Below are 19,673 nucleotides of genomic sequence, written 5' to 3'. Positions count from 1 at the left end.
GATTCCCCCGTTCCCACCCGAGCGACGGCCCGGCCCCCCCGACGTTCCCGGGCGGAACTGTACTGTGTTGCGGCGGAGGGGGCGTCGTACGGGGGAGGATCGATGGGAGCGCAGCCGACCACGCGCTGGCAGGTCAACGGCTACCGATTTCTGGTGCGCCGCATGGAACATGCACTGGTGCGGCGAGACGTGCGGATGATCCACGACCCGATGCGGTCGCAGTCGCGTGCCCTGGCGGTGGGCGCCGTCCTCGCCTGTGTCGGCCTCGCCGGCTGTGCCGCGCTCGCTCTGCTCCGCCCGCAGGACAGGATCGGTGACGCGGCGATCGTGGTGGGACGCGATTCCGGCGCGATGCTGGTCGCGATCGACGGCGCCTTCCATCCGGTACTCAACCTGGCCTCCGCCCGTTTGGTGCTCGGGCGGCCCGAGGCCCCCGCCGTCGTCGCCGACGGCGAATTCGAAACCCGGCGCCGGGGGCCCCTCGTCGGTATCCCCGGTGCGCCGTCCGCGCTGGCACACGTCGCGGCACCGCTGCCGTGGACGGTGTGCGACACCGTGACGACCGACGGAAGTCGTTCCGTCACAACGACCGTCACCGGGGGAGAGCCGGCCTACGGCGAGCGCGTGCGGCCTCTCGCCGACGACGAGGCCCTGCTCGTCGCGGCCGACGGCAGGCACCATCTGGTCTACCGAGGCTCCCGCGCCGAGGTGGATCTGGCGGACCAGGCGCTCACCCGCGTCCTCGGCATCGATGCCGGCATGGCACGTCCCGTCGGGCCGGGCCTGCTCGCCGCGATCCCGGAGGTGCCGCGGCTCGAGGCCCCGCGGATCCCCGGTGCTGGCGGCGAACCCGGCTATCCGATCGGATCGCTGACCGTCGGTTCGGTGGTCCGCGTCGCGGTGCCCGACGGGAAGAGGTTCTACGTCGTGCTGCGCGACGGCGTGCAGGAGGTGTCCGAGGCGACAGCGCAGATCGTCCACTTCACCGACTCGCAGGGCGCCGCGGAGATCCCGGCCGTCGCGCCGGATGTGCTGCGCGAGGCTCCGACCGTGCGGGGTCTCGCGGTGGACACCTTTCCCGCTACCGTGCCCACCGTCGTCGATGCCCGCGACCGTCCCGTCGCCTGCCTGACGTGGATCCCGGGGGTCGGCGCGGCCGAACGGTCGCGGTCCGTCGTCGAGGTGTCGGCGGGGTCCGTGCTGCCGCTGCCCGACGGCGCGGTGCCCGTGTCTCTGGCCCAGGCGGACGGCGCCGGGCCCGAGGCCGACAGCGCCTACCTCGCGCCCGGCCGGGGGGCGTTCGTGCAGACCACCTCCGTCGCGCCGGACAGCGCGCGGCGCGGCGCCCTCTTCTACGTGGCCGACACCGGCGTGCGCTACGGGATCGTCGACGCGGAAGCCGCGACCGCCCTGGGATTCTCCGAACCGGTGCCCGCGCCGTGGCAGATCGTCGAACTGTTCGCGCCGGGACCTGCACTCGGGCGGGCGGAGGCACTCGTCGCCCACGACGGTGTCGCGCCGGATCACGACCCGGCGCCGGTCGGCGCCGGCCGCTGACGACGGCGCCGCAGCGGCGCGGTCGCCGACGCCGCCACCCCCAGGACCGCGAGCACCACCGCCGCCACGACGACCGCGACGTCCCTGGGCCGGTGATCCGGCGGCGTCCGCGGTATCGGCGCCGCGACGGCCACCGAGGCCGGCGCCTGCGGACGCCGCTCCCTCGGCGGGGCGGTCACCGCCGCGACGGGGTCGATCACGCCGTGGCCCACCCGCGGATTCCAGCCCTCCGCCGGTGCGTGCGCCGTGGCCTCGATCCGCATCGCCACGGTGCGGGCATCGAGGTGCGGAAACCGCGCCCGTACCAGCGCGACGGTCGCGGCCACCAGCGGCGCGGCGAAGCTCGTGCCGGACACCGGCACCGGGCCCTCGGCTCCCCGGTAGGCGTCGACGAGGCCATCGGCGGTGGGATGCAGGGAAACCACCCCGCTGCCGGGCGCGGCGACGTCCACCCACGGCCCCGGCAGGCTGTAGCTCGACGGTGACCCGTCCGGCTCGACCGAGCCGACCGTGAGTACGTAGTCGTCGTACCAGGCCGGCGAGGCCACGGTCGTGACCGCGCGCCACGGATCGTCTCCCGGCCGGAGAGGATCGAGCCCCTGCGGGTTCGACCCCTGGCAGCGGTCCTCCACGTTGCCGGCTGCGGCCACGACGACGGCGTCCTTCACCTCGGTCGCGTACCGCACCGCCGCCCCGAGTTCGGGGTCGTCGATGCCCTCCGCGGCCGGCGCGCAGGCGACCTCGGAGATGTTGATGACGGTGGCGCCGAGGTCCGCGGCGCGGCGCACCGCCATCGCCATCGTGCGCACGTTGCCGTAGCCGGGCGACGTGCGCGCATCGTGGTCGGCGGGATCCGACCGTCGCGCCGAGAAGTGGCGGCTGGACTGGCGCACGGTGAGGATCCGCGCATCCGGGGCGCCACCGGCGAACCCCGACCCGGGGACCGGCTGCGCCGCGACGAGCCCCGCCACCAGGGTCCCATGGGCGTCGCAGTCCTGCGTCCCATCGCCCGAGGAGACATAGTCGCCCCCCGGTACCAACCCGGGCAGCCGCGCATTGCGGCCCACCCCGGTGTCGATCACCGCCACGAGCTGCCCCGCCCCGCGACTCAGCGGCCACACGGCCGGAAAGTTCAGCACGCGCTGTGGTTCCGGGATCGAGGCGCTGTCGCCGGCGACGTCGACCGTGGTACACGGCGAACGCTGCCCGGTGTCGTCGACGGGCCCGGGTTCCCCGGGCGGGGGCAGGCGCCCGGCATCGACGGGCGGAGGTTCCGCCGCGGCGGACGGGGCCGTTCCGAAGGACGAGGCCGTCAGCACCAGGGCGACGACAACGAGGCGTGCGCCGCGGGCCACGTCAGAACCCGCGGACGGCGGCGTAGAGCCCGGTGACCCAGCAGGCCAACGGCACGATCGTCGCGATCACCGCGTACTCGACCACTTCGGCGGCGCGGCGCTGCACCGGCGTGAACGATCGTCGCGGCGCGACCACGCCGAACACCAGCGCTGCGGTCGCGACGGCAAGGGCGAGGGCGAACACGACGACGGGCGGCGCGGATCCGCCGACCGCGGCCGCGCCGAGCAGGCCCACCGGCACGGTTGCGCCGCCTGCCACCAGCAACGTCGCCTGGCGCGCATCGGTGTAGGTGCGGCCGCGCAGCATGATCACCGCCGCCGCGGCGACGGCGAGGGCGGTGCCGGGCAAGCGGAGACCGTCGCCGGACAGCGGCGCCGCGGCACACCATGCGCCCGCGACGACGAGAACGGCTCCCGCACCGATCAGCCCGGTGAGGTGGTCGCGTGCCCGCGCGGCGGCCGCCGCCAGCTCGCTGGGATCGGGCAGTGACCGGTCCCCGCCGTCCGGGGAGCCCGGTCCGTCCCTGCCGTCTTCGGTCTGCGGCGCGGGGGTCCCGGTCCCGGTCCCGGGACCGGGCACCGGCGGCAACGGCAGGTCGGCGAATTTCATGGCGAGGCGGGGTGCGAATGTCACCGTCAGCAGGGCCGTGACGACGACACCGGCGCCGACCGCGGAGGCGGAGATCCCGGTCGAGGCGGCGACGAGAAATGCGGCCGCGGCGGTCGCGGCGACGGCGGCGACCGCGGTGAAGGGCGCCCTTCCGACGGCGGTCAGCAGCAGGACCAGGGTCGCCACCGCCCCCGACAGGACCGCCCCGAGCATGGGGTGCGCCGGTCCGAAAGAGCCGGGCACCACGAGAATTCCGGTGGCGAAGGCGGCCGGGACTGCGCAGGCGCACAGGAGCGCCGCGGTGCGGTGGTCGTCGCGGGCCCGCCCGAGCAGGATCCCGGCAAGCAGGAGCAGGGCGGCGAGCGCGGCGCAGCCGGCACCGGCGGCCGTCCGGCCGTCCGGGGAGGCAAGTCGCAGCAGGGCCCCCACCCCGACGACCGTCGCGGACAGGGCGACGACCGCCGCGACCGCGGCCGCCGCACGCGGCGACCAGCGGCCCGCGCCGGCCTCGTCCGCCGTCGCGACGCTGTGGGTCACGTCGTCGAACAGCGGGGGTGGCGCAGGTGCCGACGCGTGCTCGAGCACCAGCAGGTCCCCGTCCCGGACGCCGTGCTCGTGCAGGCTCAGCGCGGCGGCGAGACGCGACGATCCGAGACGGGCCAGCGCCCACGCCTCGGGCTCGACCCGCTCGGAGGAGGCGTCGAAGTCGTTGTGGGACCGGTGGGCGGTGATGAGATCGACGACCCCCGGCACGAGCAGTGCGACAGGGACGTCCGCGGGTAACGCGAGGTCGACCTGTGTGTGCTGGGCCAGCACGGTCACGCGGCAGAGTTCGGGCGCGCCGATCCGCCCCGGTTCGGTGTGCGCAGCCGTCATCGTCCATCCCCCCGTCGTCCCCCGACCGTGCTGCGGTCCGGGCCGGGCTCGCCCGCCCGGTGTCGCCCGGACCTCGCGGAGACGATACGACATCGCTTCGCGCAGGCCGTCTTCGCGCCCGCCTGCGTGCCGATGTCGCAGGGGTGCGTTACCCTTCGTCGACCGTGGGGGGACGGCCGTCGTGAGGACGGCCGGCACGGTGCGGGTCGGGGGTGGGGTGTGAGCACGGTGCGGGTCGGGGGTGGGGTGTGAGCACGGTGCGGTTCGTGCGCAGGCCGCGGCGCGAGGTGCCACGCGTGCCGGCGGGCGAGGTGAGAATGCAGGCCCCGCCGGAGATTCCGCGTTCGTCGCCGGGAAATCTCCTGGCGAAGCTGCTGCCCGTCGTGATGGTCGCCGCGATGATCGGCATGGTGGCGCTGATGTTCGGTTCGGGGATGGCGCGAAGTCCGATGTCGCTCGTCTTCCCGCTCATGATGATCGTCTCGATGGTGGGCATGCTCGCCGGCGGCGGCCGCGGAGGCGGGGCGAAAGCGGCCGAGGCCGACGAGGACCGCAAGGACTACCTGCGGTATCTCGATCAGCTCCGGCGGGAGGTCCACGACACCGCAGACCGGCAGCGGAGGGCCCTGGAGTGGACGCACCCCGACCCGGCCGTGCTGTGGACGCTCGCGGGAACGGTGCGCATGTGGGAACGCGACGGAGCCGACGCCGACTTCTGCCACGTGCGGGTCGGGCTCAGCGGCCAGCGCCTCGCAACCCGGCTGATCGCCCCCGACACGGGTCCCGTCGAGGACCTCGAACCGGTGGCGGCCGTGTCGCTGCGCCGGTTCGTGCGCGCGCACTCGGTCGTACCGGCCCTGCCGACCGCGGTGTCGTTGCGGGGGTTCGCGGCGGTGTCGCTCGGCGGCGATCGCCCCGCGGCCCGTGATCTGGTGCGGGCGATGCTGCTGCAACTGTGCACCTTCCACAGCACGGACGTGCTGCGGATCGCCGTGGTGTGCGGTCCGGACACCGCCCCGGAGTGGGAGTGGGTCAAGTGGCTGCCGCACGCCCAGAACCCCGAGATCGCCGACGGTGCGGGCAGCGCCCGCACCGTGTTCGGCTCGGTCCGGGATCTCGAGACCGCGTTCGCCGACCGCCTGACGGGCCGCGGCCGGTTCGTCCGCAACACCCCACCGGTCGACGGTGTGCCCGAACTGGTGATCGTGATCGACGGTGGCGTACCAGGCTCCGGGTCGGGGATCCTCGACGACGGGCTCGACTCCGTCACGGTCCTGGACCTGTCCGCGTCGATGCCCCGGCTGTCGGCCACCCGCGGGCTCGAACTCGTCGTCGGTGAGGGCCGATTGGGTGCGCGCGCCGGCGAACGCGTGGAGACCTTCGCGGTCCCGGACGGAGCGAGCGTCGCGCAGGCGCAGACGGCGGCGCGGCGCCTGGCACCGTACCGCGCCGCCCAGCGGGTCGCCGAGTCCGGCAACGGGGAGAATCGTTCGGCGCCATGGGAAAACCTGCTCGGTCTCGGTGACGTCGCACAGTTCGATCCGGAGCGGGCGTGGTCGCCGCGACGGGGCCGCGACCGGCTGCGCGTGCCGATCGGAATCGGAACCGACGGTGCACCGGTCGAACTGGATCTGAAGGAGGCTGCCGAGGGCGGGATGGGGCCGCACGGACTCTGTATCGGCGCCACCGGGTCCGGGAAGTCCGAACTGCTGCGGACCCTGGTGCTCGGTCTGATCGCGACGCATCCCCCCGATGCGCTGAATCTCGTCCTCGTCGACTTCAAGGGCGGCGCAACCTTCCTCGGGCTCGAGTCGGCCGCGCACGTCGCGGCGGTGATCACCAACCTCGCCGACGAACTGGCCATGGTCGACCGGATGAAGGACGCCCTCGAGGGCGAGATGAACCGAAGGCAGGAACTGCTGCGCGCGGCAGGGAACTTCGCGAATGTGGGCGACTACGAGCGCGCCCGGGCCGGCGGTGCCGCGCTGGCTCCGTTGCCGGCGTTGTTCGTCGTCGTGGACGAGTTCTCCGAGCTGCTCACGCAACAACCGGAATTCGCGGAACTCTTCGCCGCGATCGGACGGCTGGGACGATCCCTGCACATGCATCTGCTGCTGGCCAGTCAGCGGATCGACGAGGGCCGGCTGCGCGGACTCGACAGTCACCTCTCCTACCGAATCGGCTTGAAGACCTTCTCGGCCAACGAGTCCCGAAGCGTTCTCGGAGTCCCCGACGCCTACCATCTGCCGCCGTCGCCGGGCACCGGATACCTCAAGTGCGACTCGGCGGAGATCGTGCGGTTCGCGGCCGCCTACGTGTCGGGTCCCTACGAGCCCCGCCGCTCGGGCCGGTCGGTGATCAGGCCGGGCACGGCGACCACCCGGCCGCGGCTGTTCACCACGGCCGAAGTACCCCTCGCGCACCTCGAACCGGGTCCCGGGCCGGCCGAGCCCGGCGTGGATCCGGTCCCGGCGGAGGAGAGCCGCTCCGTGCTCGATGTCCTGATCGGTCGGGTGCGGGGTCACGGCACCCCCGCGCACGAGGTCTGGCTGCCGCCCCTCGACGCGGCGCCGAGCCTGGACCGACTGGTCCCGCGGTCTCTGCTCACCGGCGACGTGCTGCCGCGGAGCACCCTGCGCACGCCGATCGGCATCGTGGACCGCCCGTTCGAGCAACGGCGGGATCCGCTGCTGGTGGATCTCGCCGGCTCGGCGGGCAACGTGGTCGTCGTCGGAGGGCCGCGCTCCGGCAAGTCGACGGTGCTCCGCAGCCTCGTCCTGTCGATGGCGATGACGCACACTCCCGAGCAGGTCCAGTTCTACTGCCTGGACTTCGGGGGCGGATCCCTCGCCGGGCTCGCGGGCCTTCCGCACGTCGGGTCGGTCGCCAACCGGCTCGACGCCGACCGGGTGCGCCGGACGATCGCCGAACTGACTGCCCTGCTGCGGCGCCGGGAGGGTCGTTTCGGCGCGCTGGGCCTGGAGTCGATGGCCGAACTGCGCCGCCGCCGGGAGGGCGGCGGTCCGGCCGCGGACGTCGATGCCTTCGGCGACGTGTTCCTCGTGATCGACGGCTGGCCCAGCATCCGGCAGGATTTCGAGGCGCTGGAGCCGCAGGTCGGCGTGCTGGCGGCGCAGGGGTTGTCCTTCGGCATCCACGTGGTGCTCACCGCACCGCGGTGGGGCGACGTGCGGCCGGCGATGCGGGACCATCTCGGGACCCGCCTCGAGCTGCGCCTCGGCGACCCCGCCGATTCCGAGTACGGCCGCAAGAAGGCGGCGGCGGTGCCGGAGGGCCGCCCGGGCCGGGGCATCGACCGCCACGGACTGCACGTGCTGTCCGCGCTGCCGCGTGTGGACGGCAGCTCCGAGGTCGTCGACCTCGCGGCGGGACTGGCCGACGCGGTGGCCGCCGTCGCCGCGGCCGCACCGGGCCGCCCCGCCCCGCCCGTGCGCATGCTTCCCGATCGCGTCGATCGGGCCGGGGTGCTCGCGGCGCTCGCGGACCGATCGGCTGCCGGTGGCGCGCCCGGGGAGCGGCGGTTGTTCGTGCCCGTCGGCATCGACGAAGCCGAACTGGCCCCCGTGGGGATCGACTTCTCCGAGCAGCCTCACCTGCTCGTTTTCGGTGACTCGGGTTGCGGCAAGACGACCGTGCTGCGCGGCATCTGCCGCAGCCTCGTGGAGTCCCACACCGGCGCACAGGCCCGCATCATCGTCGGGGACTATCGGCGCACCCTGCTCGGCGTCGTCGAGGGTGAGCATCTCGGCGGATACGCGCCGTCCGCGGTGACGTTGTCGGCGATGGCCCGCGACCTCGCGGCGGTGTTCGAGCGGCGGATGCCCGGTCCCGACGTCACCCAGCAGCAACTGCGTGAGCGCTCCTGGTGGTCGGGACCCGAGGTGTTCGTCGTCGTCGACGACTACGACCTCGTCTCCGCGGCGAGCCAGTCGCCGCTGACGCCCCTGCTGGAGTATCTGCCCCAGGCCAAGGACGTCGGGCTGCACCTCGTCCTGGCGCGCCGCTCCGGGGGAGCCGGGCGGGCTCTCTTCGAGCCGGTCATCGCGCGGCTGCGGGAATTGTCGGCGGCCGGCCTCGTGATGAGCGGCAATCGAGAGGAGGGAGCGCTCGTGGGCACCGCGCGTCCGCGCCCGATGCCGCCCGGACGGGGCATCCTCGTGCAACGCGACGGGGAGACGCTCGTGCAGACGGCGTGGCTGCCGCCGCAATGAGCGACGTCCACGCGCTGCACCTGCAGGTCGTCCCGGGTCGGGTGTACGCGCGGCGGTCCGATCGGACCGTGACGATTCCCGCATCGGCTCCCGGCCGTGTCCCCACGGACGACGATGCGCCGCTGGCGACCCTGCTCGGGTACGTCGCGGCGACGGCAGGCGCGCCGGCCGGCCTCGACACGGTGGTGGTGGTCCATCCCACCGAGTGGGGCGAACGTCGGCGGGAGGAGTTGCACACGGCCGCCCGGCAGGTCGCGCGAAATGCCGTCCTCCTGACCGCCGCGGTGGCCGCGCGCCGCGCCGCGCCTGTGGGCGACGACGAGCGATGCGCGGTCGCGGAGGTCGACGGCGCCGGCGTGACAATGGCGGTGCTGAGCGCCCCCGACGGCGGCGACGTCGACCGCATCGCGCGGGACCCCGACCTCGACGAGGGACTGCTCGACTCGCCGGCGGGAGCCGAGCGGCTGGACCGGCTGATGCGAAACGTGTGCGGTTCCGTCGATCCGGATGTCGTCCTCGTGACGGGGATTCCGGGCGAGCCGCCCGGAATTCCGCTGTGCGAGCGGATCGCCGAGCGGCTCGGCCGCGGCATCCGGGTGATACCGGTCGCCGCGTCCGAGGTGCTGGCCGCGGTGCCGGAACCCCCGGCCGTCCCGTCGGGGGACACGGAGTCGCTCCCACAGTGGCTGCACACCGTGCCGGCCTCCCGGTCGACCCGGCCCGTCCGCCGGATGCGTTGGGCCGTCGTGGCCGTCGTGGCCGTCGTGGCCGCGACAGCCGGCTGGGTGTGGACTGCAGGACAGGGCGCGGACCTGCCCGCGGTGGGCGCGGAGGTTCCCGTCGCCGGCGACTCGGCCGATGAGTCCTCGGCGACGAGACAGCCCATGCCGCGCCCACCTTCGGTTCGTCACGAACTCGGGCCCGTCCGGCTGGAACTGCCGGGGGACTGGAGGGTCCGCGACCCTGTGCCTGCCGGGGCCGAGCGCGTCGAACTCGTCCCCGCCGGCGGGAGGGATCGGCGAATAGTGCTGGTGCACAGTCTTCTTCGTGAAGATATGGACTTGGCCGGCGTGGGGGAGGTGCTGGCCCGGCGCGCGGACGAACGTTCCCCGGTGATCCGTGACCTCGACCCCGACACCACCTTCGCGGACCGCCCGGTGATCGCCTACGTGGAGGCGCCGGACGAATTCTCGCTCGTGCGTTGGTTCGTCGTGGTCGAGTCCGGCATGCAGGTGGCGGTCGGATGCCAATTCCTCGTCGACGAATGGGCGGGAATCAAGAACGAATGCGAGCAGGCCGTCCACACCGTGACGGTGGAGTAGCGGATCGCCCCGTTCGCCGAGCCGGGGAACCCGGCGGACAGGCGCTGCGTCCAATCGGATGTAGGCGCGAACCGGCTTCGGCCACGGTGGGCCGGAGGGATACGGGACGCGGGACGACGGAGGAGACAGGCGTGACGCAACCAGGGCAGGGCAGTTCGAATCGGGTGGCGACCGACGTCGCGACCATGGAGACGGCGGCGCGGCAGATCGAGGACTCCCACGGAGAACTCGAGCAACTGCTCGGTGCGCTGCGCACCACCGTGTCGTCGTCGCCGGACGTATGGCAGGGCCGGTCGGGGATGGCGTTCACCGACGTGATGTCGCGATGGGACCGCAGCGCCCTCCAGCTCAACGAGGCACTGGCCGCGATCGTCGCCGGCATCCGTACCAACGGCCGGGCGTACGAGGACACCGTCCAGGCCCAGGCGCAGTCGCTGAACGTCCTCGGCGACAGCCTCCACGGCAGCTACTGACGCCGCTGCGGGCGGGCCGGTGCGGAACCGCGCATCGGCCCGTGCGCACAACACGACTCACGACTCGAGGAGAACGAACGAATGAGTGGACCCGATGTGATCCGGCAGGACTTCGGTGGCATCGACGACCTGCACACCCGCGTCGTCGGACTGCAGCGCGGCATGAACGACACGCTCGACCGGATCAGGTCACAGGTCGAGCCGCTGGTGCAGACCTGGGACGGGCAGGCCCGGTCCGAGTACCACGTCACCCAGCAGAAGTGGGATCGGGCATCCGCCGAGCTGAATCTGCTGCTCGACCAGATCGCCGTCGCCGTGGCGCGGGGCAACGACGAGATGCGCAGCGTCGAATCCGAGCTGGCACGGAGGTGGCAGGCCTGAGGCGACACGAGTAGCGAGCGACGTCCCGGTGGTGGAGAGGCCGCCGGGACGTCGTGCTGTTTTGACCGTGCACACACCTCCCCGGTATCGTGTGCCGTTGGCGTGTCGTCCGTCGTCGTTGCCTCGTGCGCGGCGAACGTCGCTTCTCGGGTCCCAACTGGCCGCCGGAAGCGATCATCGGCGGCGCGCGGGCCAGCAGCGAAACGATAGACGAGGAAGATCTGTGTCTACGTACACACCGAAGGCCGGCGACGTGACCCGCCAGTGGCACGTCATCGACGCCACCGACGTGGTGCTCGGCCGCCTCGCGGTGCAGGCGGCGAACCTGCTCCGCGGCAAGCACAAGCCCACTTTTGCCCCCCACGTGGACGGTGGCGACTTCGTCGTCATCATCAACGCGGACAAGGTTGCCATCTCCGGCAACAAGAAGCAGGACAAGCTCCTGTACAACCACTCCGGCTACCCGGGCGGCCTCCGGTCCCGCACCGTCGGTGAGGTTCTGGAGAAGAACCCGGACCGTCTGGTGGAGAAGGCCGTCACCGGCATGCTCCCGAAGAACAAGCTCGGTCGCGCGATCGCGAAGAAGCTGAAGGTCTACGCGGGCCCGAACCACCCGCACACCGCGCAGCAGCCGGTGCCGTTCGAAATCAAGCAGGTGGCGCAGTGACCGAGAACGTGAACGAGAACTACAGCGACGAGTACACCGACGCCGAGAACGTCGAGGTCGCCGCGGACGAGTACGTGGCCGAGGAGGCCGCTCCGGCTCCCGCGCCGATCGTGTTCGACCGCCCGGTGCAGACCGTCGGCCGCCGCAAGGAGGCCGTCGTCCGCGTCCGCCTCGTGCCCGGCACCGGCAACTTCGTGCTCAACGGCCGCACCATCGAGGACTACTTCCCGAACAAGGTGCACCAGCAGCTCGTCAAGTCGCCGCTGGTCACGGTCGAGCGCACCGAGCAGTTCGACGTGCATGCCCGCCTGCACGGCGGCGGCCCGTCGGGTCAGGCCGGCGCCCTGCGCCTGGCCATCGCCCGCGCGCTGATCGAGGTCACCGCCGAGGATCGCCCCGCGCTCAAGCGCGCCGGCTTCCTCACGCGTGACCCGCGTGCCACCGAGCGCAAGAAGTACGGCCTGAAGAAGGCCCGTAAGGCACCGCAGTACTCCAAGCGCTGATGTGCCGCCGACGCTGACCTCGTCAGCCTCGGCTCCTGTTCGACCACGAGAGCAGGCGCCGGTAGAGAATTCCCTACCGGACGCCTGCTCTCGTGCATTGACGTACTTTTTGCGACAGCAGGCGGCGCCCGCGGACGGCGGAGACCGCATTTCTCGACGTGGAGGACTTTGCTCGATGGGTCGGATGTTCGGCACCGATGGCGTGCGAGGCTTGGCGAACGCCGAGCTCACGGTCGAACTGGCGGTACGGCTCGCCGGGGCGGCCGCGACCGTGCTGGCAGGCGGTGCCGAGGGCCGGCGCCCCGTCGCGGTGGTGGGCCGCGACCCCCGTGCCAGCGGGGAGATGCTCGAGGCCGCCGTGACCGCGGGCCTGACCGCGGCCGGCGTCGACGTGTTGTCCGTCGGGGTGCTGCCCACCCCGGCTGTCGCGTTCCTGACCGGGGCCTACGACGCCGACCTCGGCGTGATGATCTCCGCGTCGCACAACCCCATGCCGGACAACGGCATCAAGATCTTCGCGGCCGGCGGTCACAAGCTCGACGACGCCGTCGAGGACCGTATCGAGGCCATGCTGCACGGTGCGGGCGGGGTCGCCCGCCCCACCGGCGCGGGCATCGGCCGGGTGCGGACCGCCGACGACGCCGCCGACCGCTACCTCGCCCACCTCGCGACGGCGGTGCGCATGCCGCTGACGGGCCTGACGGTCGTGGTGGACTGCGCCAACGGCGCTGCGTCGCGCGTCGGGCCGGCCGCGTACGCCGCGGCCGGGGCCACGGTCGTCGCGCTGCACGCCGACCCGGACGGGCTCAACATCAACGACGGCTGCGGTTCGACGCATCTCGACGGCCTCCGGGCCGCGGTCGTCGAGCACGGCGCCGACCTCGGTCTCGCGCACGACGGCGACGCCGACCGGTGCCTCGCGGTCGATGCGACGGGCACCGTGGTGGACGGCGACGCGATCATGGCGATCCTCGCCCTCGGGATGCGCGAGGCCGGCGAGCTGCACGCCGACACGCTCGTCGCCACTGTGATGAGCAACCTCGGCCTGCACCTGGCGATGCGCGAGGCCGGGATCACGGTCGTGACCGCCGGCGTCGGCGACCGATACGTGCTCGAGGAGCTGCGCCGCGGCTCGTTCAGCCTCGGCGGCGAACAGTCCGGCCACATCGTGCTGCCGGCCCTGGGAACCACCGGCGACGGGGTGCTCACCGGCCTGCGCCTCATGGAACGGATGGTCGCGACCGCTTCGCCCCTCGCGGAGCTCGCCGCGGTCATGCGCACCCTGCCGCAGGTGCTGGTGAACGTGCCCGTGTCGGACAAGGCCGCGGTGGCCAAGGCTTCCGTCGTCGCGGACGCCGTTGCCGCCGTGGAGCGGGAACTGGGGGAGACCGGGCGGGTGCTGCTGCGTCCGTCGGGCACCGAACAACTGGTCCGGGTGATGGTCGAGGCCGCCGACGACGCGGTGGCCCGTGCTCTCGCCGATCGTCTCGCGGGAGCGGTCGCCTCCGTCTGACGGCACCGATCCGACGGCCTCCATCTGTCGGCCTCCATCTGTCGGCCTCCATCTGTCGGCTCTGCCCCGCCGGGGAACCGATCCGCCTCCCGCTGCGTCGAACCACCTGGGGGGACGAGGGAGGGGGCGGCGCGGTGCGTGACGGGGTGGGGCTCGACGGTGCGGCGGTCCGGGTGATCGCCGAGGGCCTGGCGGACTCGGCCGCCGAGATCGACTGGCATGCGCGTGCGTGCCGCGCCGTCGGCTTCGGTCCGGACGCGGCCGGCGACCGCTACCGGTCCGAGGCCGAGGTCGTGCGAGCGCGCTACGACGGGCTGCATCGGGCGGTCGCGGAGTGGTCGGCGGCGACGGCCGCCCGCGCGGAGGCGCTGCGGCGCGCGGCCGGGGGGTACGCGTGGCTGGAGCGGGAGTCCGAGTCGGTCCTGCGGGCCGTCGACCTGCCGCCGACGGGGCACCGGTGACCGGAGGAGGCCGGTGACCGGGGGCGGGCAGCGGCTCGACCTGGTGCTCGACGGGGGCCGCGTCGGGTTGCGCTTCTTCGCCGAGCATCTTCCCCGCGCCGAGCGCTGCGCCCCCGGCCTGCCGTCCTGTGCGCAGTTGCGGGAACGCTACGACGAGCAGCGCGGCACGGATCCGGCCGTCCTGCTCGCGGACGCCGACGTGTTCGCCCGGCTCGAGGGTGCCCTGGGTGCCGAGGTCGCGCGGCAGCGCTCCTACGTCGACGCCTTGGCGGCGGCCTGGACCGGAGGCGGGGCGGTGGGTGCGGCCGACGCGCTCGACCGTCATGTGGCGGTCGGCGAGGACCTGCAGGCACGGCTCGGCGCCGCACGTCGCGCGCTGACCGACGCGGCGGCCGCGGTGCTCGCGATCGTCGAGGAGAAGTCCCGGGCGGCCGCCGAGTTCGCCGACACGACCGTCGGCGGGCGCACCGTCGAGGAGATCGACGCGATTCTGGCCGGCGCCGCGGGCGGCGACGGCCCGACGACAGCCCAGCTCGCCGCCTGGGATTCGGCGCTGGGCCCGGCCCCCGAACGCGCGGCTGTCACGCAATGGTGCGGGCGGTGGCGCGACGAGGTGTTCCGGCCCGGGGTGGAGACGGCCGTCGAGTCGTTCCTCGACCTGTGCGACGACACCGACCGAGCGGTGCGGGCGGTACTCGCCGAACTCGCCGCGACGCTGGCGCCGCCGGATCCCGGCCCGCGGAGCGTGGCTCCGGTGACCGATCCGTGGTCGCCGTGTGGGGCGGCGACGGACCTGGTGGCCGCGGGGCTGCGGCTGGCGACGGCCGTGGGCGAACTCACAGGCGCGGTCCTCGGTCTGGCCACGACCGTGGTGGAAGAGGTTTCCGAGGCCGTCGAGCCGGCCGGCCCGCCGCAACCGCAGCCGGAGCGTCCGCTGTCGTCGCCGCCGCCGGATCCGGCACACCCGCCGTCGCGCACACCCGCCCCCGAGACCCCGGCCCCCGCCGCCGGAGGGACGGGAACGGACCCCGACACACCCGGCGCCGGTGTGGGCGACGACACGCCGCCCACACCGCCCGACGAGCCGCGGCGACCGGACGAACCAGGTGACGGCGGAGCGCTCGGTCCCGCGCCGGCCGGGATGCCCGGCACGCGGGCGGACACCCCCGCGCGGCGGCCCGCGTCGGCGGAACCTGCTGGTGAGAGCGTCGAAGCGGGCCCCGAGGAGGAGCCTGCCGACGGCGTGGTCCTGGCGGAGGCGGGGCCGCTGTGACCGGACGGTTCGAACACATCGTCGCCGAGCACCGGGACGCGGTCGAGCGCCGGCTCGAGAACCTGCGGCGCCTCCGGGAACCCCGTGAACTCGCCGCCGGCGCGACGCGCGGGCCGGCGCCGGCCGTCGAAGAGGAGTTCTATCGCCCGAGCAGCTGGTTGATCTGAGTGCCGAGCTCGCGGTCGATCGCGTCGGGCTCGGTGAGCACCTCCGAGCCGGGAAGCTCGGCCTCGGGGTCGGCGAACGGCGCGTAGGTCTTGTCGCCGGCGAGCCGGTACAGCAGATATCCGGTGAGCAGCGCGCGGGTGACCTTCTGGGTGTTGCGCTGGGCGCCGCCGACGCCGAGGAAGGCGAGCAGGCGGCGGCCCTCGATCATGCCGTCGTCGGTGGCCTTGTGGACGGACCGCATCAGCATCTCGCCGCCCCAGGCCTGGGCGACGGCGACGGCATCACTGCCCATCGAGCCGAGGTCCTTCTCGGCGGCGAGCACGAGCCCGGGCGCGTGCACACGCGCGGCCAGGACCGAGGCCGGCGGCGACGTCGGGGCCGGGTAGAGCGCGGCGACGGCGGCCACGTCGCGCCGGGACGCCGCAAGTACCGCAGCTCCCGCGCCCATGCCGTGGCCGATCAGGCCGAGACGGTCGGGGTGCACGCTGATCCGTCCGGTGCCCAGGCGCACGCCCACGCAGATGTCGAGGGTGGTGCCGAGGTCGGCGGCCAGGCCCAGGTGCGACGGGATCGGCCCGCGTTCGGTGCTCGGGGCGGCCACGACGATGCCCCACGAGGCGAGGTGTTCGAACAGCGCCGAGTACTTGTCGAGACCGGTCATCCAGCCGTGGCCGAACGCGACGGCGGGCAGGCCGAAGCCCTCGGCGGGGGTGTAGACGATGCCCGGCTGACCTGCGAGAGCGAGGTTGCCGCGCAGCACCGTGTGCGGTCCGCGCTTCGAGAGCCGCTGGGCCAGGGATTTCGGTTTCGCCGCCACGGCGTGAACGTTAGCCGATGATCAGCTTCGAGCGTGCCACCCGCCGGGACGTGGACGAGTTGTTACCGGCGGGTCGCGGACCAGTACCCTGCTAACCATGTGCGGAATCGTGGGGTACGTCGGGCATCGCCCGGCTCTCGATGTCGTGGTGGAGGCACTGCGGCGGATGGAGTACCGGGGCTACGACTCGGCCGGTGTGGCGGTCCTGGACGGTGCGGGCGGCCTGGCCGTCGAGCGCAAGGCGGGCCGGCTGGCCAATCTCGAGGCCGAGCTCGACGAGGTGGGGGTGGAGCACTTCGCCGGCACCACCGGCATGGGGCACACCCGGTGGGCCACGCACGGTCGTCCCACCGACCGCAATGCGCATCCGCACCGGGACGGGTCGGGGAAGGTGGCGGTGGTGCACAACGGCATCATCGAGAACTTCGCGCCGCTGCGGGTGGAGCTCGAGAAGGCCGGGGTGGAGTTCGCCAGCGACACCGACACCGAGGTGGCGGTGCATCTGGTGGCCCGGGCGTATGCGGACGGGCCGACCGCGGGGGACTTCGAGGCCAGTGCGCTGTCGGTGCTGCGCCGGCTCGAGGGGGCCTTCACGCTGGTGTTCACCCATGCCGACCATCCGGACACGATCGTCGCGGCGCGCCGGTCGACGCCGCTGGTCGTCGGGGTCGGCGACGGCGAGACGTTCGTGGCCTCGGACGTGGCCGCGTTCATCGAGCACACCCGGCACGCGGTGGAGCTGGGCCAGGACCAGGTGGTGGTGATCACCGCCGACGGGTATCAGGTGTCCGATTTCGACGGCGGCACCGACGTGGTGACCCGCCCGTTCGAGATCGACTGGGATCTGGCGGCCGCCGAGAAGGGCGGCCACGACTACTTCATGCTCAAGGAGATCGAGGAGCAGCCCGCCGCGGTGGCCGACACGCTGCTCGGGCACTTCGCCGGGGGCCGCATCGTGCTCGACGAGCAGCGGCTGTCGGATCAGGAGCTGCGCGACGTGGACAAGGTGTTCGTCGTCGCGTGTGGCAGCGCCTACCACTCGGGTCTGGTGGCCAAGTACGCGATCGAGCACTGGACGCGGTTGCCGGTGGAGGTCGAGCTCGCCAGCGAGTTCCGGTACCGGGATCCGGTGCTGGACCGGTCGACGCTGGTGGTGGCGATCTCGCAGTCCGGGGAAACCGCCGACACCCTCGAGGCGGTGCGGCACGCGAAGGATCAGAAGGCACGGGTGCTGGCGGTGTGCAACACCAACGGCGCGCAGATCCCCCGGGAGGCCGACGCGGTGCTCTACACCCGGGCCGGCCCGGAGATCGGGGTGGCCTCGACCAAGGCGTTCCTGGCGCAGGTCGCCGCGAACTACCTGGTGGGGTTGGCGCTGGCGCAGGCCCGCGGCACCAAGTACCCGGACGAGGTGGCCCGCGAGTACGCCGATCTGGCCGCGATGCCGCACCTGATCGCGCGGGTGCTCGAGACGGTCGAGCCGGTGCGGCGCCTGGCGCGGGAGCTGGCGGCGTCGTCGACGGTGCTGTTCCTGGGCCGGCACGTGGGGTATCCGGTGGCGCTCGAGGGTGCGCTCAAGCTCAAGGAGCTGGCGTACATGCACGCCGAGGGCTTCGCCGCCGGCGAGCTCAAGCACGGTCCGATCGCGCTGATCGAGGACGGGCTGCCGGTGATCGTGGTGATGCCGTCGCCGAAGGGCCGGGCGGTGCTGCACTCGAAGCTGCTGAGCAACATCCGGGAGATCCAGGCCCGCGGTGCCCGCACCGTGGTGATCGCGGAGGAGGGCGACGAGGCGGTGCGGCCGTTCGCCGACCACCTCATCGAGATCCCCGCCGCGCCGACGTTGCTGCAGCCGCTGCTGTCGACCGTGCCGCTGCAGGTCTTCGCCGCCGAGGTCGCCCAGGCGCGCGGCTACGACGTCGACAAGCCACGCAACCTCGCCAAGTCCGTGACGGTGGAATAGCGACCCCGGCGGGAGGCCCGATGCGCAGCTACTACCCGTGCGAGCAGGTGCGGGCGGCGGAGGCGCCGCTGCTCGCCGCCCTGCCCGAGGGCACCCTGATGCGCCGCGCCGCGTTCGGGCTCGCCCGGGTCGCGGCGGCGGAACTGCGCTCGCGCACCGGCGCCGTCGCCGGTCGTCGCGTGACCCTGCTCGTCGGATCGGGCGACAACGGCGGCGACGCCCTGTGGGCGGGCGCGTTCCTGCGCCGCCGCGGGGTCGCGGTCACGGCGCTGCTCCTCGACCCCGAGCGGGCGCACCGGGCGGGACTGGCGGCGCTGCGCGCCGCCGGCGGGCGCGCCGTACCGGCGGATCCGGACCGGATCGGTGACCCGGACCTCGTGCTCGACGGCGTTGTCGGCATCTCCGGCCGGGGCCCGCTGCGCCCGGCCGCGGCCGCGGTGGTCGAGCAGATCACCGCCCCGATCGTGGCCGTGGACACCCCGAGCGGCGTCGACCCGGACACCGGCGCCGTCGACGGGCCGGCCGTGACCGCGGCCGTGACCGTCACATTCGGCGCCTACAAGCCGGTCCACGCCCTCGCGCCCACCCGGTGCGGGCGGGTCGAGCTCGTCGACATCGGTCTCGAGCTGCCGCCGCCGTGCATGGTGGCGGCCGAGCCCGCCGAGATCGGAGCAATCTGGCCGGTCCCGGGCGCCGACGACGACAAGTACAGCCAGGGCGTCGTGGGCATCGTCGCGGGCAGCGCCCGGTTCCCGGGCGCCGGCGTGCTCTGCGCCGGCGCAGCGGTGGCCGCGACGTCCGGCATGGTCCGCTACGCCGGCAGCGCCGCCCCCGTCGTGCTGGCCCGGTTCCCCGAGGTGGTGGCCGCGCCGTCGTTCGCCGAGGCGGGCCGCGTCCAGGCATGGGTGATCGGGCCGGGCGGCGGCACCGATCACCAGGCGGCCGACACGTTGCGCGACGTGCTGGCCACCGATCTTCCCGTCCTCGTCGACGCCGACGGGCTGACGCTGCTGTCGCGGCAGCCGGACCTGGTCCGCGGCCGGCGGGCTCCGACCCTGCTGACACCGCATGCCGGGGAGTTCGCGCGGCTCACCGGACGCCGGCCCGAGCCGGACCGGGTGGCGGCGGTGCGGGCACTGGCCGCCGACTGGCGGGTGCACGTACTGCTCAAGGGCCGGTCGACGCTGATCGCGAACCCGGACGGGCACGTGTTCGTCAACGAGGCGGGCGGGTCGTGGGCGGCCACCGCCGGCGCGGGCGACGTGCTGTCCGGGATGATCGGGGCACTGATGTCCGCGGGGATGGCCCCGGATCTCGCGGCCGCGGCGGGCGCGCGCGCCCACTCCACCGCCGCGGATCTCGCCGCGCGCGGCGGTCGCGATCTCGCCGCTCGCGGCGGTGAACCCGGTTGGGCCGCCCCCACTTCGGCGAGCGCGATCCTGGATCGGGTGCCCGCGGCGGTGCGGAGCCTGCGGGGCATGGCCGAATCGTGATCCCGACAC

The 19,673-nt window shown here is 73.6% G+C and carries 16 protein-coding genes; 13 read left to right on the top strand and 3 right to left on the bottom strand.

The genetic code is table 11. The features are described 5' to 3' along the window. Positions 1 to 102 precede the first annotated feature (102 nt). Entirely contained in the window at positions 103 to 1,557 is a 1,455-nt protein-coding gene (gene eccB / locus KZJ41_RS19260) for a type VII secretion protein EccB (protein ID WP_065922353.1), read from the top strand. Here the strand turns inward: eccB and mycP are convergent. Both mycP and eccD read right to left on the bottom strand, forming a co-directional pair. Further along, a complete protein-coding gene (gene mycP, locus KZJ41_RS19255; RefSeq protein ID WP_050035524.1) occupies positions 1,524 to 2,912 on the bottom strand; it encodes a type VII secretion-associated serine protease mycosin in 1,389 nt (462 codons plus the stop codon). The two genes, eccB and mycP, sit on opposite strands and share 34 nt — an antisense overlap. Position 2,913: 1 nt before the next feature. Continuing rightward, the gene (gene eccD / locus KZJ41_RS19250; RefSeq protein ID WP_050035523.1) at positions 2,914 to 4,398 is read right to left on the bottom strand and encodes a type VII secretion integral membrane protein EccD; all 1,485 of its coding nucleotides are present in this window, start codon (positions 4,396 to 4,398) and stop codon (positions 2,914 to 2,916) included. Between the two features lie 248 nt (positions 4,399 to 4,646). Between eccD and eccCa the strand changes: the two genes are divergently transcribed. The 10 genes from eccCa to KZJ41_RS19200 all read left to right on the top strand — a co-directional run bounded on the left by eccCa (position 4,647) and on the right by KZJ41_RS19200 (position 15,390). After that, positions 4,647 to 8,630: a type VII secretion protein EccCa gene (eccCa, locus tag KZJ41_RS19245; protein ID WP_050035522.1), complete on the top strand. Its 3,984-nt coding sequence runs from the start codon at positions 4,647 to 4,649 to the stop codon at positions 8,628 to 8,630. Continuing rightward, positions 8,612 to 9,952, top strand: a complete 1,341-nt coding sequence (locus KZJ41_RS19240) for a type VII secretion-associated protein (RefSeq protein WP_235431076.1) — start codon at positions 8,612 to 8,614, stop codon at positions 9,950 to 9,952. The genes eccCa and KZJ41_RS19240 overlap by 19 nt, the downstream gene beginning before the upstream one ends. Before the next feature lie 131 nt (positions 9,953 to 10,083). After that, positions 10,084 to 10,425: a WXG100 family type VII secretion target gene (locus tag KZJ41_RS19235; protein ID WP_231772664.1), complete on the top strand. Its 342-nt coding sequence runs from the start codon at positions 10,084 to 10,086 to the stop codon at positions 10,423 to 10,425. A gap of 81 nt (positions 10,426 to 10,506) precedes the next feature. Further along, entirely contained in the window at positions 10,507 to 10,806 is a 300-nt protein-coding gene (locus KZJ41_RS19230; RefSeq protein WP_006934921.1) for a WXG100 family type VII secretion target, read from the top strand. A gap of 223 nt (positions 10,807 to 11,029) precedes the next feature. After that, entirely contained in the window at positions 11,030 to 11,473 is a 444-nt protein-coding gene (gene rplM / locus KZJ41_RS19225; protein ID WP_006934922.1) for a 50S ribosomal protein L13, read from the top strand. Beyond that, positions 11,470 to 11,976, top strand: a complete 507-nt coding sequence (rpsI, locus tag KZJ41_RS19220; RefSeq protein WP_006934923.1) for a 30S ribosomal protein S9 — start codon at positions 11,470 to 11,472, stop codon at positions 11,974 to 11,976. The genes rplM and rpsI overlap by 4 nt, the downstream gene beginning before the upstream one ends. 175 nt (positions 11,977 to 12,151) lie before the next feature. Then, positions 12,152 to 13,489 carry a phosphoglucosamine mutase gene (glmM, locus tag KZJ41_RS19215; RefSeq protein WP_006934924.1) on the top strand — a complete coding sequence of 446 codons (1,338 nt, stop codon included), beginning with the start codon at positions 12,152 to 12,154 and terminating at the stop codon, positions 13,487 to 13,489. A gap of 134 nt (positions 13,490 to 13,623) precedes the next feature. Further along, entirely contained in the window at positions 13,624 to 13,950 is a 327-nt protein-coding gene (locus tag KZJ41_RS19210; RefSeq protein ID WP_006934927.1) for a hypothetical protein, read from the top strand. Positions 13,951 to 13,963: 13 nt separating this feature from the next. Further along, on the top strand, positions 13,964 to 15,223 hold the full coding sequence (locus tag KZJ41_RS19205) for a hypothetical protein (protein ID WP_203330107.1): 1,260 nt from the start codon (positions 13,964 to 13,966) through the stop codon (positions 15,221 to 15,223). Further along, positions 15,220 to 15,390, top strand: coding sequence for a hypothetical protein (locus tag KZJ41_RS19200; RefSeq protein ID WP_006934931.1), 171 nt, complete (start codon positions 15,220 to 15,222; stop codon positions 15,388 to 15,390). The genes KZJ41_RS19205 and KZJ41_RS19200 overlap by 4 nt, the downstream gene beginning before the upstream one ends. Here the strand turns inward: KZJ41_RS19200 and KZJ41_RS19195 are convergent. Further along, a complete protein-coding gene (locus tag KZJ41_RS19195; RefSeq protein WP_006934933.1) occupies positions 15,363 to 16,208 on the bottom strand; it encodes a dienelactone hydrolase family protein in 846 nt (281 codons plus the stop codon). The two genes, KZJ41_RS19200 and KZJ41_RS19195, sit on opposite strands and share 28 nt — an antisense overlap. A 97-nt stretch (positions 16,209 to 16,305) precedes the next feature. Here KZJ41_RS19195 and glmS point away from each other — a divergent pair, with 97 nt between their 5' ends. Continuing rightward, entirely contained in the window at positions 16,306 to 18,171 is a 1,866-nt protein-coding gene (gene glmS / locus KZJ41_RS19190; protein ID WP_029544805.1) for a glutamine--fructose-6-phosphate transaminase (isomerizing), read from the top strand. Positions 18,172 to 18,191: 20 nt separating this feature from the next. Beyond that, entirely contained in the window at positions 18,192 to 19,664 is a 1,473-nt protein-coding gene (locus KZJ41_RS19185) for an NAD(P)H-hydrate dehydratase (protein WP_251549420.1), read from the top strand. Positions 19,665 to 19,673 lie beyond the last annotated feature (9 nt).

The sequence above is a fragment of the Rhodococcus sp. 11-3 genome (genome assembly GCF_023704055.1).
Taxonomy (GTDB): domain Bacteria; phylum Actinomycetota; class Actinomycetes; order Mycobacteriales; family Mycobacteriaceae; genus Rhodococcus; species Rhodococcus aetherivorans.
Note: the sequence above shows the minus strand (reverse complement) of the source record. Positions and strands in the feature narration are given on the sequence as shown.